The following is a 15,061-nucleotide window of genomic DNA, read 5'->3' on the forward strand; positions in this document are numbered from 1 at the left end:
GGTCCTAGGGTTCCAGCAGGACCTTGGTGACGCCCTCTTCGCGGTTGTCGAACTTCTCGTACATCTCGGGCGCGTCTTCGAGACCGACGCGGTGGGAGACGACCCAACTCGGGTCGGCGCGGCCCTCGATTATCATGTCGCGGAGCTTACGGTTGTACTCCTTGACGTTACACTGGCCGGTGCCGAGGGCTTGCCCCTTCTCGAACAGGAGGCCGAAGTCGATGCCGAGGCGACCCTGCGCGGCCATCTCGTCGGGCGCGCCGGGGTCGTCGGGCACGTAGAGACCGGGGATACCGAGTTCGCCGGTCGGCCGGACCGTCCGAATGAGGTTGTTGATGACGACGGCCGGGTTTTCCCGGGCGGGGTCGTACGCGGAGTCGGCTTCCTTGTCCGGGTCGATAGCCTGGTAGCCGACCGCGTCGACGCCTTTGTCGACGCCGCCGCCGTGAATCTCTTTGATCTGTTCGACGGGGTCGCCCTCCTCGAAGTTGATGGGCGTGGCGTCACAGTGTTCCTCGGCGAGCGCGAGGCGACTGGGAACGCGGTCGACGACGTAAATCTCGGCCGCGCCCTTGAGTTTGGCGCTGTAAGCGGCCATCAGGCCGACCGGACCCGCCCCGTAGATAGCGACGGAATCACCGGATTCGAGGTTGGCGAGTTCCGTGCCGTGCCAGCCCGTCGGGAAGATGTCCGCGAGCAGCGCGAACGAGTCCTCGTGTTCCCGCCCGTCCGGCAGTTTGAGCGCGTTGAAGTCGGCGTACGGAATGCGGAGCTTCTCGGCCTGTCCTCCCTGATAGGGACCCATGGCGACGTAGCCGTACGCTCCCCCGGCGAAGCCCGGATTCACGTTCGTACAGAAGCCGGTGTAGCCGTTCTCACAGTTCTCACAGAAGCCACAGGCGACGTTGAACGGCGCGACGACGCGGTCGCCCACTTCGAGACTGCTGACGGCATCGCCGACCTCTTTGACGATACCCATATTCTCGTGGCCGAACACGATTCCCGGCTCCGCGGCCGTCCGCCCCTCGTACATGTGCAGGTCGGACCCGCAGATACAGGTCGTCGTGATGTCGATGACGACGTCGTTCGGGTGCTGAATCCGGGGCTCTTCGACCGCTTCGACTGCGACCTCTCGTTCGCCTTTGTAGACGACTGCGTCCATAGACATTGTGTGGACTCCACTCGGCATCTGCGAACAGTCACTATTTATAGTTCGGGTGGGCTCGATTTCGACACAATCTGACACGTTACGGTTAGGTAGAGTGGTGTGGAGCATTCTCAAACCATCAGATAGGTTACTATCTGTGTTTTCTCCCGTCGTACTCTCCAGAGAACGCACCCGAACGACCCGGTTCCGAATCGCAATCGGCGGTCCCGGCCACGCTCGGCGCACCCTGCCGGACCGTCCGGTGACGCACCACTCCCCGGCCGCCGAACGGTCGTCGTCAACTCACGCGTGCGCCGAGACATTCCACAAACGCTCCGGTTTCTTACACGACGTGTGGCGGCTTCCGTCCCCGAACTGGATTTAATAGGAACCGCCCGGAAGGTCCGGCCATGAAGCGCACGATTAGCACTTCGGACGCTCCGGCGGCCGTTGGCGCGTACAGTCAAGCGACGACGAACGGCGAACTACTTCTCACCGCGGGACAGCTCCCGCTGACGCCCGACGGTGAGCTACTCGACGACGCCTCAGTCGGTGACCAGACGACGCAGTGTCTCGAAAACGTGGCGGCGATTCTCGCCGCCGAGGATGCATCCTTGGACGACGTGCTCAAAACGACAGTCTTCCTCGACGACATCGACGACTTCGAGGAGTTCAACGAGGTGTACGGCGAGTTCTTCGACGAAGACCCGCCGGCTCGGAGCGCGGTCGAAGTCGGCAACGTGCCGAAAGGAGCCGCGATAGAAATCGAAGCGGTCGCGGTGACCGAGTAGGCGACACGCCGCTGACCTCTGACGGGCGCTCGACGGACCCCGACGCGCCCGGTATTTTTCGAGCCGACACGTCTCGACGAGCGCGCGTTTCCGAGCAGCGGGTGCCGTAGCCGATAGCTACTCCAATCGCATACTCTCGGCTCGCTCGGCCGCGAGGTCGGTAATCTCCTCGATGTCGCTCTCGGAGCGGTCCGCGAGGACGCGAACCAACATTCCGAGTTGGACGGCCGCCGTCTCGCGTAACTCCGACGCCTCTTCGGTGTCGTTGGCGAAGTAGTACTCCTGTCGACCGTCGTCGTGGACGAGTCCGGTGTACACGGACTGGATGTCGTCTTCGCGAGTCGCGTCGGCCGCCTTCGCTCGCACGTCGTCGAACCGTGGGTTCGTCATCATCACGGTAGACGACGCGTCGCCGCCTTAGCTCTTTGCTCCGCTCGCTGTCCCGTCTGGAGCGGTCACCCGTCTCCCCGCCCACTCGCGCTCGCACCGGCTTCGTGTTCGGCTTCCCGAACGCCTCGAAATCGCACTCCGACGCGAGTGGGTTGGGGTGATTTTTTAACCCCGCCGTGTCTCTTCATCTGTGAGAATGAGTCGCACAGGAAACGCAGTCCGGTCGCCGGTACTCCGGGTCTCGGGAGCCGGCCGGACGGAGCGCGGAGCGCGTGTGTTGAGCGCCGCACGTAGCACCGCCGACTCCGTCACGGTCCTCCGAACGGGACCCACCGGAATCAGCGAGTACGACCCGTTGGTTCTCGCGACCGACGCGGGGCGGACCGCATTCTTCCCGACCCCGGAGACATCGAGAGTCCGAGACCTCGTCACCGCCATGGAAGACGGGGAGTTACCGACGGACGGTGCTGCGGCAGTCGTCGACCACGACGCCGAGCGGACGACGCTGCCAGTTCCGACCGACGGGCCGCTTGCGGTGGGAAAGCGGCGCGTCCTCGGCCCCTGCGGGTGGCTCGACCCGCTGGACCCGACAGCGTATCAGTTTCACTCGCTCGATAGGGACGCGAGCGCCGTCGCGGACGCCGGGCTCGTCGGTCGAGGTAGATGCGACGCCGCCGCCGACGAACCGGTCGCAGACGCCTGGCGACGCGCGCGAGAAACCGACGGCGACCCGGTCGTCGTCGTGAACGCGAACGACGCGGACGACCGCCAGCGCGCGGACCGAACGCTCCTCGCCGGGTCACCGATGTCGGTGCTCGACGGCGTGGCGGCCGTCGCCGAGTATCTCGGCACGGCCGACGCGGTCATCCACGTCGCCGAGACCGACACCGAACTCCGAGCGCGTCTTCGGGAGGCTATCGACGCCGCCGCGGACGGACTCCCGGTCGTACCGGTCGTCGCCACCGGTCCCGACGAGTACCGCGCCGGCGAACCGACGGCGGCGCTGGAAGCGATAGAGGGGGCGGACAGAATCGAGCCCCGTCTCCAGCCGCCGACGCCGGCCGAGTACGGGCTCTACGGTCGCCCGACGGTCATCCACACGCCGCGGACCTTCGCCCGGGTACGGCTCGCGCTCGCGGACCCAGAGGGCACCGATAGAGACGCCGCATCGACGACGCGACTGCTGACCGTCACCGGCGACGTAGCCGCGCCCGCGACGATAGAGGTCGGCTCGGACGCCCGCCTCTCGAAGGCTCGGAACGCCGTCGAACTGGAGGGGTCGTTCAAGATGGCCTGCGTCGGCGGGGTGTTCGGCGGTCTCACCCGGACGTTGGACATCACCCCGACCGCGGCCGAACTGACCGCGGCCGGCCTCGGAACGGAAGGCGTCGTCGAACTGTTGAACGACGAGCGGTGTGCGGTCGCAACGGCCGGAGAGCGGGCGCGCTTCGCCTCGGAAGCCAACAGCGGGCGGTGCGTACCGGGACGGGAGGGAACCGTCCAACTCACCGAACTGCTGCGAGCGGTCTACCGAGGCTCGTTCGACCGAGCGAAGATACGCGAACTCGGTCGGGTCATGTCCCGGTCGAGCAACTGCCTGCTTGGCGCTCATGCACCGCGTCCGGTGCTGACCGCGATGGACGAGTTCGAATCGAGTTTCGAAGCACACACCGACGGCCGCTGTCCGAGCGGCACCTGTTCTGACAAACTATGAGCACTGACGACCCACTCCCGGGCGTTCCAGAGTTGGACGACCCGCAGCACGAGACGCCGGTCACGGCGGAGTTCGAGACCGGGACCGCGAACGACCCGCCCGTCGGAACCGACGGCGAGGCCCCGACGACACTCAGCGTCAACGGCACACAGGTCACCGTCCCGCCGGGGTCGACCGTCATCGACGCCATGCAAGCCGTCGACGACGAGGTCGTGAGCGTGGACCCCGGTGCCGACAGCCTCGACGAGGACGCCGACGTTCCGGCGCTCTGCTACTACGACCGCGACGGCGACGCGAGCGACGAAATCGGCCCTCGGAGCGAGTGTCGAACCTGCATGGTCGAGACCGACGAACACGGGGTCGTCCCCTCCTGTTCGTTCCCGGCTACCGACGGGCTGACGGTCGAGACCGACACGTCCGCCGCCGAGGAATCCCGGAGCGTCAACCTCGACCTCGTCCTCTCCAACCACAACCTGCGCTGTACGACCTGTAACGGGAACGGGCGGTGTGAACTCCAGGAGACGGCCATCAACGAGGGTGTCGACCACCCGCGCTACGGCGTCTTCGACGACCGAAGCGAGTACGAACCGCTCGACGACAGCTCCTCGTTCATCCAAATCGACCGCAACAAGTGCATCCTCTGTAACCGGTGCGTCGAGGGCTGTAACGACGTGCAGGTCGAAGGCGTCCTCCGCATCGAGGGCTCGGGAGCGGACACCCGCATCGGCTTCCAGTCCGACGCCGAGACGATGGCCGACTCCGACTGCGTCTCCTGCGGACACTGCGCCACGGTCTGTCCGACCGGCGCGCTGACCGAGAAGGATATCGGTGGCGCGGGGACGCTCCCGCTTCCGGGGTTCACGCAGCGAAACTCCGTCGGGCGAGTCATCGAACACGAGGCGGTCGAGACCCTCGACGACACGACGGCACCGAACCGCTCGCCGGACCCCGGCAGTTCTGGGAGCGCTGGGGGCGAAGCCGAGGCGGGACAGGCGGGACGGGAAAAACGGAGCGGCGTCGCCCGATACATGGCCCAGAGCAAGCGCCGAGCGTCCGACTTCCTCGAAACATACGGCCGGAAGGCCATGCTCGCGGGCGAACACACCGCCGAGAACCTCGCGGCGCGGACGCTGCCGGAGGGCCGACTGTTCGATGTCGCGTCGCTCGTCAGCGACTACCGGCTGGGCAATCTCGACAAAGCGGAGACGACCTGCGGGTTCTGCGCGGTCGGCTGCCGGTTCGAGATGTGGGGCAAAGACGGCAACGCCATCGGCGTCCAGCCCGTCGACGACCCGGACAACGCCCCGGCGAACAACTTCTCGACGTGCGTGAAAGGGAAGTTCGGACACGAGTTCGCCAACAGCGAAAACCGGCTCACGAAGCCACTGATTCGAAACGACGACGGCGAGTTCGAGACGGCGTCGTGGGACGAAGCCCTCGACTACGTCGCCGGGCGACTCCGCGAGATTCAGGACGAACACGGCGTCGACGCGGTCAGTTGCCTCGCGTCGTCGAAGGGGAGCAACGAGGAGGCATATCTCGTCCAGAAGTTCGCGCGGCAGGTGCTCGGCACGAAGAACATCGACAACTGCGCCCGGCTCTGTCACTCGTCGACGGTGGCGGCGCTCCAACAGACGCTCGGCTACGGGGCGATGACGAACCGCATCAACGAGGACATCGGCGAGGCCGACGCCTACCTCATCAGCGGGTCGAACACGACCGAGTCGCATCCGGTGTTGGCGACTCGAATCAAGCAGAACGTCCGCGACGGGGCCGACCTCGTTGTGTTCGACCCCCGGAAAATCGGCATCGCCGAACACGCCGACCAGTACACGCGGACGACGCCCGGTTACGACGTGGCGTGGCTCAACGGGCTCATCCGATACCTCATCGAGCACGACCTGCACGACGAGGCGTTTATCGAACGGAATACGAAAGGGTTCGCGGAGGTCAAACAGAAGGTTCAGGCGTTCACTCCCGAGAAAGTCGAGGAGCTGGCCGGCGTCTCGCCCGACGAGTTGAAATCGGCCGCCGAGACGCTCGCCGACGCCGAGAACGTCGTCTTCGGCTGGGCGATGGGCATGACCCAATCCAGCCACGGGACGGAGAACCTCTTGGCGATGGCCGATCTCGCGCTCACCCTCGGGCAGGTCGGGAAACCGGGTGCCGGACTGTCGCCCTTCCGCGGCCAGAACAACGTACAAGGCGGCGGCGGCGACATGGGGACCCTGCCCGGGAGCCTCCCCGGCTACCAGGACCCGGCCGACGACGAGGTCGGTGAGAAATTCGCCGAGGTGTGGGGCGAGCGTCCACCGGCGGAACCCGGCCTCAAAGTGCCGGAGATGCTTTCGGAGGCCCACGAGGGCAATCTCCGCGGGATGTACATCGTCGGGGAGAACCCCGCGCTCTCGGAGCCCGACATCCAGCACGCCGGCGAGGCGCTCGAAAGCTTAGACTTCCTCGTCGTTCAGGACATCTTCATGACGGAGACCGCAGAGCACGCGGACGTGGTGTTGCCGGCGGCGACCTCGCCGGAGAAACACGGCACGTTCACCAACACCGAGCGTCGGGTCCAGCGGGTTCGAGCGTCCGCGGAGCCGCCCGGAAAGGCGCGTCAGGACTGGGAAATCACGCAGGAACTGGCGGCCAGACTGGGCTACGACTGGGGCTACGACCACCCGCGGGAAGTCATGGACGAGATTAGCGAGTTGACGCCCATCTACGGCGGCGTCAGCTACGAGCGACTCGACTCGGGCGACGAGCACGGACTCCAGTGGCCGTGCTGGGACGACGACCACCCCGGTACGCCGTATCTCTACGACTACGAGGGTGGGAACTTCAACTTCGACGACGGGCTGGCCCGCTTCGTGCCGGCTGACGGCGGCCACCCCGGCGAACTCCCCGACGAGGAGTACCCCCTCACGCTCACGTCCGGACGGGTCCTCTACCACTGGCACACCGGACAGATTACCCGACGCGTCGAGGGCCTCATGAGCCACGTCGGCGAGAGCTTCATCGAAATCAACCCGACGACCGCCGCGGAACTCGACGTTTCGGACGGCGAGTACGTCAGGGTCGAGTCCCGCCGTGGCGACATCGTCGTCAAGGCGACCGTGACCGACCGCGTCGGCGACGGGACGCTGTTCATCCCGATGCACTTCGCGGCCGGTGCGGTCAACAAACTCACGCAGGAAGTTTTCGACCCGCAGGCCGGTATTCCGGAGTTCAAAGTGTCGAGCGTGCGCGTCGAACCGCTCGGCCCGGACGCCGACCCGGACGTGCTGCGGACCCCGGACGCCGGCGCTGGGAGCGCCGCACGCGGCGACGACTGACCACGGGGGCGCTACGTTTCGCTGTACTCCTCTCCGGAGTGAACTGAGTGCCCCCGCGTGCCTGTGACGGCACTCCTGTCTGTACTCCGTTTCGGCCCGCGGGCGAGGCCCGAAAACGTCTATACATCGTATGTTGCTATATCTATTCCCCGATTCACTCACAGTTTCGGAGGATAGTTCTGGAACCGGCGTCTCACGTCAAAACTGAACAGCGAGGCTGCTACATACAAGCGGGATAGCGGACGTATCAGTCATTCGGGGCGTGGAGGTGACCATCCGTTTGTATATCTATTAGGGGAGCTCTGGTGTTCGTTCTTGCGCTGGTCTCCCTCACACTCAAGAGAAGATTCCGACTGACTACACAGTGGGCTCACGAGTAAATCGAGCGGATATCGGACTCTCGAACCGTTTGTAGCGGGTTTTAGTTTGCACTGAGCGATTCTTCCCCCCTCTCATTAGGGGAATCGGTTTGATGCGTTGCTTACTTGCAGCGTTATCTGGAGTGTATTAGCTGCGTAGTGTCGGGTGCATACTACCCGTGTCTATTCTCTGGCAACTACGTCCTAACCGATGCGAATTTGGGGATTCACCGACGAGTTCGGATATGGAGTTACGAAAGTTGGTCTCCGATTACCTTCCAAGCGCCGTAGTTGCTGCGACCATATTCACAATCTACAACACCTACGCTGGCGATATTGCCGACCCAGTCACGATTGGTGTCGAGTTCGTCTTCTACATTATTGCAATCTTTATCGGATTTATTGTTATTACTCCGATTTTGAACAAGGCATTCGATAGCGTTACATGATGAATGCCCGTACATCTCCTCTATTAAGCGGCTGATTTTCCGTACCGACGCTGCAAATAGTCACGATCAAAACCAGCCTCCGAGATTGCGTTCACACATCGTTGTGACTCCTCTTCCGGCGCTGCGGTCCGCGGCCGCGATTCAGCTCAGCGGTGTGGCTGGTCGGTTATCGGTTCGGCTACCTGTTCAATCTGCTCCCCGCGGAAGGACGTATCCACACGAGTCGCAGACGAAGGCGATGTCGTAAAACGAATCGTAGATGGCGAGACTGTGACTGCACTTTGGGCAACGCATGCGTTTCGTGTAACCATTCGATAGTCACTTAACCCTTACCACGACGATTGTCGTATCGCTCGAAGAGCAGTTGCGTTCAGCCCCGATATTAATATTTGCAGAGACGAAAAAATTAATGTCGGATTCAGTCGTCGAATCATATGGTCGATAGCGCAACCGACCAAGAGACTAACGTATCAGTCATGTCATAGACGTGGTGCTATGCGCAGAGTCGGTCTGTCCCGACCGAAGCTCATGAACACCTGACAGCACTACCACGTCGAGCTCAGCACACCACCCGCTGCCATCATTTTTTGGAACGTCGTGCCGGTTCCAGCACGGACGCTATACCGAGAGAACCCTCGTGCGCGCTTGCAACCGACCGGTCGCAGACCAGTTGGTCACCTGACTCACCTGAGTTCACGATGACGGCTCTGTCACGTTTGCCCCAGCCGGTCTGCTGTTCTCGATACCAGAAGCACAGGGCTCCTTCCCCGATGTGTGAATTGAAACGTACGCGTGTCGCGTCCTTGAGTCGGCCAAAACGCTCTCCACGGACAAAAGCCCGACCGCAACCGCCTGACAGCGCTCCAGAAACCATCCGCGTTACAGTCTGGAGACGGCTGCGTGACCGAGCTACGGTTTTCGCGAGCGCGGATGCGCTATCGACATCGACGAGTCCCTGTGGATTCCCGGTGCGTCCAACCTCTGAACGTCTCCGCGATGTCCCGTGAACGGCTCGTATCTCGCGTCGGCTCGTCGCTCGGTGAGGATAGATTTCGCGAGGAATCCGCTGGACGACTCCGAGAACGACGACTGTCGTCGAACTACCCATCCGCGACGATGGTTCCCGGTTATTTGCCGCTATTCACTATGCTGGAACAACACGTTGGTTCCTCGAAACCGGCCGAGAAGACCGGTTTCGGAGAGTATCCGCTTTGGGCGCCATGGGAATTACATATTTATCTTTGTAATTGTAATTCGTGGAACGACATTATCTGGTTCTGAAATAGGGAACCTTGGTGAGGTTGCACCGAACGTGTCTCTCACCGACTTGAGCTACCAACGCTCGACGCGGGTTCATCGCTTATCCGGACGGTTCCACGGCGCATCTCGTGCAAGCAGGGAACAAGGCACAATAGTTATCTAACCGGGTACTGATGAGGAAACGTATGCAGAGTGAAGTACGCGTTAGCAGTCACGAGCCGATAGACCGTATCTCGGAGAACATCTACGGCCACTTCGCCGAACACCTCGGACGCTGTATCTACGGCGGTCTCTGGGTCGGTGACGACGACAGAGTCGAGACCGAAGACGGCATCCGAATGGATACCGTCTCGCTGCTCCGCGGACTGAACATGCCGGTGCTTCGCTGGCCGGGTGGCTGTTTCGCCGACGACTATCACTGGGAGGACGGCGTCGGCCCGCGCGACGAGCGTCCCCGACGGCGGAATCTGTGGTGGACCCAGGGGCGCGAAAACATCCCCGAGGAGTCCAACGAGTTCGGGACGGACGAGTTCCTCCGCCTCTGCCAACTCCTCGATACCGACCCGTACATCGCGGTCAACGTCGGGTCGTCGACGCCGCAGGAGGCGCTCGACTGGATCGAATACTGCAACTACGGCGGCGACACGGAACTCGCTAACAGACGGCGAGAGAACGGCCAAGAAGAGCCGTACGGGGTGAAGTACTGGGGCATCGGGAACGAGAACTGGGGCTGTGGCGGCCGGTTCGCACCCGACGAGTACGCCGACGAGTACCGCCGGTTCGCGAACTACTTCAACGGCTTCGACAAGCTGATGAACGAGGAGTCGACGGAGTTCATCGCGTGCGGACACCTCACGGACGACTGGAACAAGGTCTTCTTCGACAGCCTCAACGGCGGCATGGAGTACGGTCCGGGCTCGTTCCTCGGCATGGGGTCGCCGTTCAACCTGATGGACCACTTCTCGGTCCACCGCTACTATCAGGCGGGCGGTGACACCGACTTCACCGACGAGCAGTACTACAAGATTTTCGCGCGCGCACAGAAGGTCGGCGGGGACATCGACCGGGCGGCCGAGACCATCTCGAAGTACGTCCCGGAGGACGAAATCGGCATCATCGTCGACGAGTGGGGCGTGTGGCATCCGGAGGCGCGGAGCGACAACGGATTGGAGCAGGAGAACACGGTTCGGGACGCGCTGACGACCGCCGGCGTCCTCGACCTCATCCACGAGCGGGCCGATGTCGTCTCGATGGCGAACATCGCACAGCTCGTCAACGTCCTGCAGTGTCTCGTCCAGACCGACGAGGAGTCCGCGTGGCGGACGCCGACGTATCGCGTCTTCGACCTGTACGAGAACCACGTCGGCCGGACGGCGCTCGAAACGAGCGTCGACACGGAACAGCGCACTATCGAAGGCGAAGAAAACGACGTACCGATGGTCTCGGCGTCGGCCTCTGAGGGCGACGGTGAGCTGTTCGTCACGGCCTCGAACCGCCGCCACGACGAACCGGAGACGCTCACCGTCGACGTCGGGTCGTCGGCGTACTCGGTGTCGTCGGCGACCGTTCTCTTCGAAGGCAACGACATCCGAGAGTACTCGACGAAGGAGAACGCGGACTCGTTCGAAGCCGATGTCTTGGACGTCACCGACGAGGGCGACGGCACGGTCACGTTCGACGCGCCGCCGGCGTCCGTCGTCGGTCTGACGCTGACCGAGTAACCGCGCCGCCGCCGTTCTATTTTGAGCTGACAGCGGGGGTACAGTTATTGTAGTCCCGTGTTAACATGCGGCTGCGTCATGAGCGAACGCAATTCAAGCCGCCAGCACAGCCGCCGGAAGTACCTCGCCGCGGTCGGCGCTGCCGGGGTCGCAGCAGTCGGGTCAACCGGCGTTATCGCGGGCCGCGGACGCGACGACGAACAGACAGACGTCGAAGGGACGCTGTACTCGCCCCCGTCGGGCGCGCCCGCGCCCGGCTCGCTGTATCCCCGCGTCACGCGACTGAAACACGGGTCGGGGAAGGGCGGCGAGAAGCAGTTGCTCGCGACGTTCGAGTACTATCCGTCGATGAGCGGCGGGTCGGAGCCGTACTTCCCCGTCTACCGAAGCACCGACGGGGGAGAGACCTGGTCGAAGTTCTCCGAGATTCACGACACGAGCGGGAAGGACTGGGGGCTTCGATACCAACCGACCCTGTTTGAGCTCCCGCACGCCGTCGGTCCGTGGCCGGCCGGGACGGTCCTCGCCGCCGGGAACTCCATTCCGATCCTCGACGACCCCGAAGACGTTCCCGAAGGTGAGGTCGGCGAACTCGGTGAGACGAGCATCGACCTGTACGCCAGCACCGACCGCGGGGAGTCCTGGGAGTTCGTGAGCACCGTCGTCACGGGCGGCAAAGCCGTCCCGTACGACGGGAACAGCCCCGTCTGGGAGCCGGAACTGGGGCTGGACGACGACGGAAACCTCGTCTGTTACTTCGCCGACGAGCGGATGGGGAGCGACGACGACTACAATCAGTTGGTCGCGTACAAGGCCTCGGAGGACGGCGGCCAGTCGTGGGGCGACGAGCAGTTCGTCGCGGCCGTCCCGGACGAGACGACGCGCCCGGGGATGCCCACCGTCACCCCGCTCCCCAACGGCACGTACATGATGAGCTACGAGGTCATCGGGCCGGACTACCTGTACGGCGAGGTCCACGTCAAGACCTCGCCCGACGGGCGCGACTGGGGCGACCCGACGGACGTGGGAACCCTCGTCTCGACGGCTGACGGTCGGCGGTTCATCAACGGCCCGTACGTGACGTGGACGCGGGCCGGCGGCAAAGACGGAACGATACTCGTGTCCGGAAAACAGCTCGTCGACGGGAACCGCGACCTCGCGGAGGGGAACGGCGAGGTCGTGCTCGCGAACTCGAACCTCGACGGGAGCGGCGACTGGGAGGCGGTCGACGCCCCGCTGTCGTTCGAGACGGAGGGCGACCTCGGCGGCCGGGCGTTCGTCGGTTGGACGACACCGCTGCTGCCCTCGCGCCACGGCGACGAGCTACTGCAGCTCACGTCGGTCGCGGACGGCCCGAATCTCTGTGAAATCAGTTACGGCGTCCAGTCGCTGCCCCTCGACGACGGGACGTAGCGTCACCGTCGAAACGTCGCGGAGAATTCGTTTTTCGGACTCTCACCGGAGACTGGACGGTCGGTCGGCGCGGTCGCGTCGGCCGTGTCGGCCGCGTCGGCCGCATCCTCTTCTCGGTCGCGCGTTTGGGCGGCCAGTTCCGTGTGGAACGCGGCCGCGAGCGCGGGAAACACGAGCGGGAGTGCGACCGTCAAGACCAGACACACGACGAGCAGCGTCGCAGTCACGACGCCGACCAGCACCGTCGCCACCGGCCGCTCGACGGACCACCGGTAGCCGTCGGTGACGGCGTCGAACGCGTCGTCACCCTGCGCGAGCGCGACGAATCCCAGCGCGAAGACGACCCACGCGTGGTACGCGAGATAGAACCCGACCATCCCGAGGACGCCCGCGAACACCGACCCGGAGGCGGAGAACCGGCCGAGATAGAAGACGGCGAGCGCCGGGAACGCGACCAGGAGTCCGCTGAACAGGAGCGCGTCGAGCCAGTGGTCCGAAAGCGTCTCTCTGACGGCGTCGCGGTCGATGTGGCCATGTTCGCGGACGGAAGCGACGGCGCCGTAGACGCCCAACGTCGCCGGCCCGATTGTGACCAGCGGGACCGATGCGAGCACCCACGCGACGCTGATAGCGACCATCTGAACGGGGTGATGGAACACTGTTCGGACCGCGGCGACGAGCGCGCGGTGGACGCCGACGGTCCCGTCCGCTGACTCGCTCATCCCGTCGCGCCCTGCATCTGCACTGCTCGCACGATCTGTCCCTGGAAGATGAGGTAGATGATGAACAGCGGCAAGGACCCCAGAATCGCGACCGCCATGTGGAGTCCGGGCGTGTCGATGTTCCCCTGATAGAGGTTCACCAGTCCGATGGGAAGCGTGTACGCCGTCTCGTTCGACAGCACGAGGAGGGGCCAGAGGAACGCGTTCCAGTTGTAGACGAACATGAACAGCGCCAGCGCCGAGAGAATCGGCTTCGCGAGCGGGAGGATGATTCGGGTGTACACTTGGAAGGTGGTGAACCCGTCGAGCCTCGCCGCCTCCTCGTACTCGGCCGGGATGTCCTTGAAGAACTGGTAGAGGAGGAACACGCCGAGCGGGCTGGCCACGGCCGGCAGTATCACACCCCAGTAGGAGTTGATGAGGCCGAGGTCCGAGACGATCTGGTACAGCGGGACGATGTTCATGTAGTACGGGACCATGAAGCTCGCGAGGATAACACCCATGACCAGCCCTTGCCCGGGCCAGTCGAGCCGCGTGAGCGAAAAGGCGATCATCGAGTCGATGACGACGATGAGCAGCGTCGCTCCGGCGGCGATGATGAACGTGTTGATGGTCCACTCGACGACGAGCGTGTTGTTCAGGAGGTACTGGTAGTGTTCGAGCGTTATCGGCTCGCCCGCGAGCGGCGGTATCCAGTAGGGTCGCGGGTCGCGCAACAGCTCGGTCGGCTGGAAGGACCGAGAGAGCGTGTACAGGTACGGGACCGCCATGAGAACGGCGAGGCCGTAGAGGAACGCGTGGAGCAACACGTTCCGAACCGTGTCGCCGTCGAGCCGTGCTCGTATCGAGTCCTGCGATGTCGTTTCAGTCATTTGAATCACCGATTACTTTGAAGTTCACGATTGCGATGACGATGAGGATGGCGACCAGCACGTACCCCATCGCCGCGCCGTAGCCGAACTGCTGTTGGGAGAAGGCGCTCCGGTAGAGATAGTAGACGAGCGTGTCCGAGGTGTCCTTCGGGCCGCCCTGCGTCATCACGTACGGCTGCGCGAACACCTGGAACTGGAGGATGAACTGCACCATCACCACGAACACGACCGAGTTTCGCATCTGGGGCAGCGTGATATCCTTGAAGGCTCGCCAGCCGGTCGCGCCGTCGAGCCGAGCGGCCTCGTACAGCCGTTCGGGGATGCTCTGTCGGGCCGCCAGGAAAATGACGAAGTTGAACCCGACCAGCCACCAGACGGTCATGAACGCGAGCGCCGCCATGACGAGGTCCGGCGACGTGAGCCACCCCGGTGGGTTGTCGATGAAGAAGCCGAGGTAGTAGTTTATCAGGCCGTAGCTCTGGGAGTACACCTGTCCCCACACCAGCGTCACGACCGCGACGGTGAGGACGTACGGACTGAAGTAGATGGCCCGAAGGGTCCGTTTCCCGGCCACGTCCCGGTTTACGCCGAGTGCCATTACCAAGCCGAGGATGACCAGCGCCGGAACCGAGATAGCGACGAAGAGGAGCGTTCCCTCCATCGCGTTGTAAAACACGGGGTCCTGAAACAGTTCCACGTAGTTCTGGAGGCCGACCCACTCCGTCTCGGTGAGGTCGAACTTGTTCGGGTACGTGTGGAGGCTCATGTAGAGCCCCTTCAGGGCCGGCCAGATGAGGAACACCGTGAACACGGCGAGGTACGGAAGCGACCAGACGATACCCTCGATGGTCTCCTTCCGCAGACCCATAACGGTCTTGCTGTTCGCCGCGG

Annotated in this window: 11 protein-coding genes; 6 read left to right on the top strand and 5 right to left on the bottom strand. The window is 63.8% G+C overall.

The window, feature by feature from the left end:
• Positions 1-4 precede the first annotated feature (4 nt).
• Positions 5-1,162, bottom strand: a complete 1,158-nt coding sequence (locus ACSR87_RS16385; RefSeq protein ID WP_498531396.1) for a glutathione-independent formaldehyde dehydrogenase — start codon at positions 1,160-1,162, stop codon at positions 5-7.
• Positions 1,163-1,557: 395 nt separating this feature from the next.
• On the opposite strand from ACSR87_RS16385, the gene ACSR87_RS16390 reads away from it, so the two are divergent.
• Positions 1,558-1,938, top strand: a complete 381-nt coding sequence (locus tag ACSR87_RS16390; protein WP_008572820.1) for a Rid family detoxifying hydrolase — start codon at positions 1,558-1,560, stop codon at positions 1,936-1,938.
• A gap of 117 nt (positions 1,939-2,055) precedes the next feature.
• On the opposite strand, the gene ACSR87_RS16395 is transcribed toward ACSR87_RS16390, so the two are convergent.
• Positions 2,056-2,331, bottom strand: coding sequence for a DUF8113 family protein (locus ACSR87_RS16395; RefSeq protein WP_498531299.1), 276 nt, complete (start codon positions 2,329-2,331; stop codon positions 2,056-2,058).
• Positions 2,332-2,602: 271 nt separating this feature from the next.
• On the opposite strand from ACSR87_RS16395, the gene ACSR87_RS16400 reads away from it, so the two are divergent.
• The 5 genes from ACSR87_RS16400 to ACSR87_RS16420 all read left to right on the top strand — a co-directional run bounded on the left by ACSR87_RS16400 (position 2,603) and on the right by ACSR87_RS16420 (position 12,576).
• Positions 2,603-4,042, top strand: a complete 1,440-nt coding sequence (locus tag ACSR87_RS16400) for an NADH-ubiquinone oxidoreductase-F iron-sulfur binding region domain-containing protein (RefSeq protein ID WP_498531397.1) — start codon at positions 2,603-2,605, stop codon at positions 4,040-4,042.
• Positions 4,039-7,374 (top strand): formate dehydrogenase subunit alpha, encoded by a 3,336-nt coding sequence (fdhF, locus tag ACSR87_RS16405; protein WP_498531300.1) that lies wholly within the window; start codon positions 4,039-4,041, stop codon positions 7,372-7,374. Before ACSR87_RS16400 ends, fdhF begins: the two co-directional genes overlap by 4 nt.
• Positions 7,375-7,978: 604 nt before the next feature.
• Positions 7,979-8,182, top strand: coding sequence for a hypothetical protein (locus tag ACSR87_RS16410; protein WP_498531301.1), 204 nt, complete (start codon positions 7,979-7,981; stop codon positions 8,180-8,182).
• Positions 8,183-9,627: 1,445 nt separating this feature from the next.
• Positions 9,628-11,163, top strand: coding sequence for an alpha-N-arabinofuranosidase (locus ACSR87_RS16415; RefSeq protein WP_498531302.1), 1,536 nt, complete (start codon positions 9,628-9,630; stop codon positions 11,161-11,163).
• A gap of 78 nt (positions 11,164-11,241) precedes the next feature.
• Positions 11,242-12,576, top strand: coding sequence for a sialidase family protein (locus ACSR87_RS16420; RefSeq protein ID WP_498531303.1), 1,335 nt, complete (start codon positions 11,242-11,244; stop codon positions 12,574-12,576).
• Positions 12,577-12,578: 2 nt separating this feature from the next.
• On the opposite strand, the gene ACSR87_RS16425 is transcribed toward ACSR87_RS16420, so the two are convergent.
• From ACSR87_RS16425 to ACSR87_RS16435, 3 genes are read right to left on the bottom strand one after another with little or no spacing between them, the layout of a single operon-like run.
• On the bottom strand, positions 12,579-13,298 hold the full coding sequence (locus ACSR87_RS16425; protein ID WP_498531304.1) for a hypothetical protein: 720 nt from the start codon (positions 13,296-13,298) through the stop codon (positions 12,579-12,581).
• The gene (locus ACSR87_RS16430; protein WP_008572806.1) at positions 13,295-14,170 is read right to left on the bottom strand and encodes a carbohydrate ABC transporter permease; all 876 of its coding nucleotides are present in this window, start codon (positions 14,168-14,170) and stop codon (positions 13,295-13,297) included. The genes ACSR87_RS16425 and ACSR87_RS16430 overlap by 4 nt, the downstream gene beginning before the upstream one ends.
• A complete protein-coding gene (locus tag ACSR87_RS16435; protein WP_006600104.1) occupies positions 14,163-15,038 on the bottom strand; it encodes a carbohydrate ABC transporter permease in 876 nt (291 codons plus the stop codon). Before ACSR87_RS16435 ends, ACSR87_RS16430 begins: the two co-directional genes overlap by 8 nt.
• Positions 15,039-15,061 lie beyond the last annotated feature (23 nt).

It is taken from the genome of Haloferax sp. SDI50 (assembly GCF_059802635.1).

Bases quoted from the DNA above. Each gene is read 5' to 3' on its own strand.
- ACSR87_RS16385 (WP_498531396.1), bottom strand. From the start codon at position 1,162: ATGGACGCAGTCGTCTACAAAGGCGAACGAGAGGTCGCAGTCGAAGCG.
- ACSR87_RS16390 (WP_008572820.1), top strand. From the start codon at position 1,558: ATGAAGCGCACGATTAGCACTTCGGACGCTCCGGCGGCCGTTGGCGCG.
- ACSR87_RS16395 (WP_498531299.1), bottom strand. From the start codon at position 2,331: ATGATGACGAACCCACGGTTCGACGACGTGCGAGCGAAGGCGGCCGAC.
- fdhF (WP_498531300.1), top strand. From the start codon at position 4,039: ATGAGCACTGACGACCCACTCCCGGGCGTTCCAGAGTTGGACGACCCG.
- ACSR87_RS16410 (WP_498531301.1), top strand. From the start codon at position 7,979: ATGGAGTTACGAAAGTTGGTCTCCGATTACCTTCCAAGCGCCGTAGTT.
- ACSR87_RS16415 (WP_498531302.1), top strand. From the start codon at position 9,628: ATGCAGAGTGAAGTACGCGTTAGCAGTCACGAGCCGATAGACCGTATC.
- ACSR87_RS16420 (WP_498531303.1), top strand. From the start codon at position 11,242: ATGAGCGAACGCAATTCAAGCCGCCAGCACAGCCGCCGGAAGTACCTC.
- ACSR87_RS16425 (WP_498531304.1), bottom strand. From the start codon at position 13,298: ATGAGCGAGTCAGCGGACGGGACCGTCGGCGTCCACCGCGCGCTCGTC.
- ACSR87_RS16430 (WP_008572806.1), bottom strand. From the start codon at position 14,170: ATGACTGAAACGACATCGCAGGACTCGATACGAGCACGGCTCGACGGC.
- ACSR87_RS16435 (WP_006600104.1), bottom strand. From the start codon at position 15,038: ATGGGTCTGCGGAAGGAGACCATCGAGGGTATCGTCTGGTCGCTTCCG.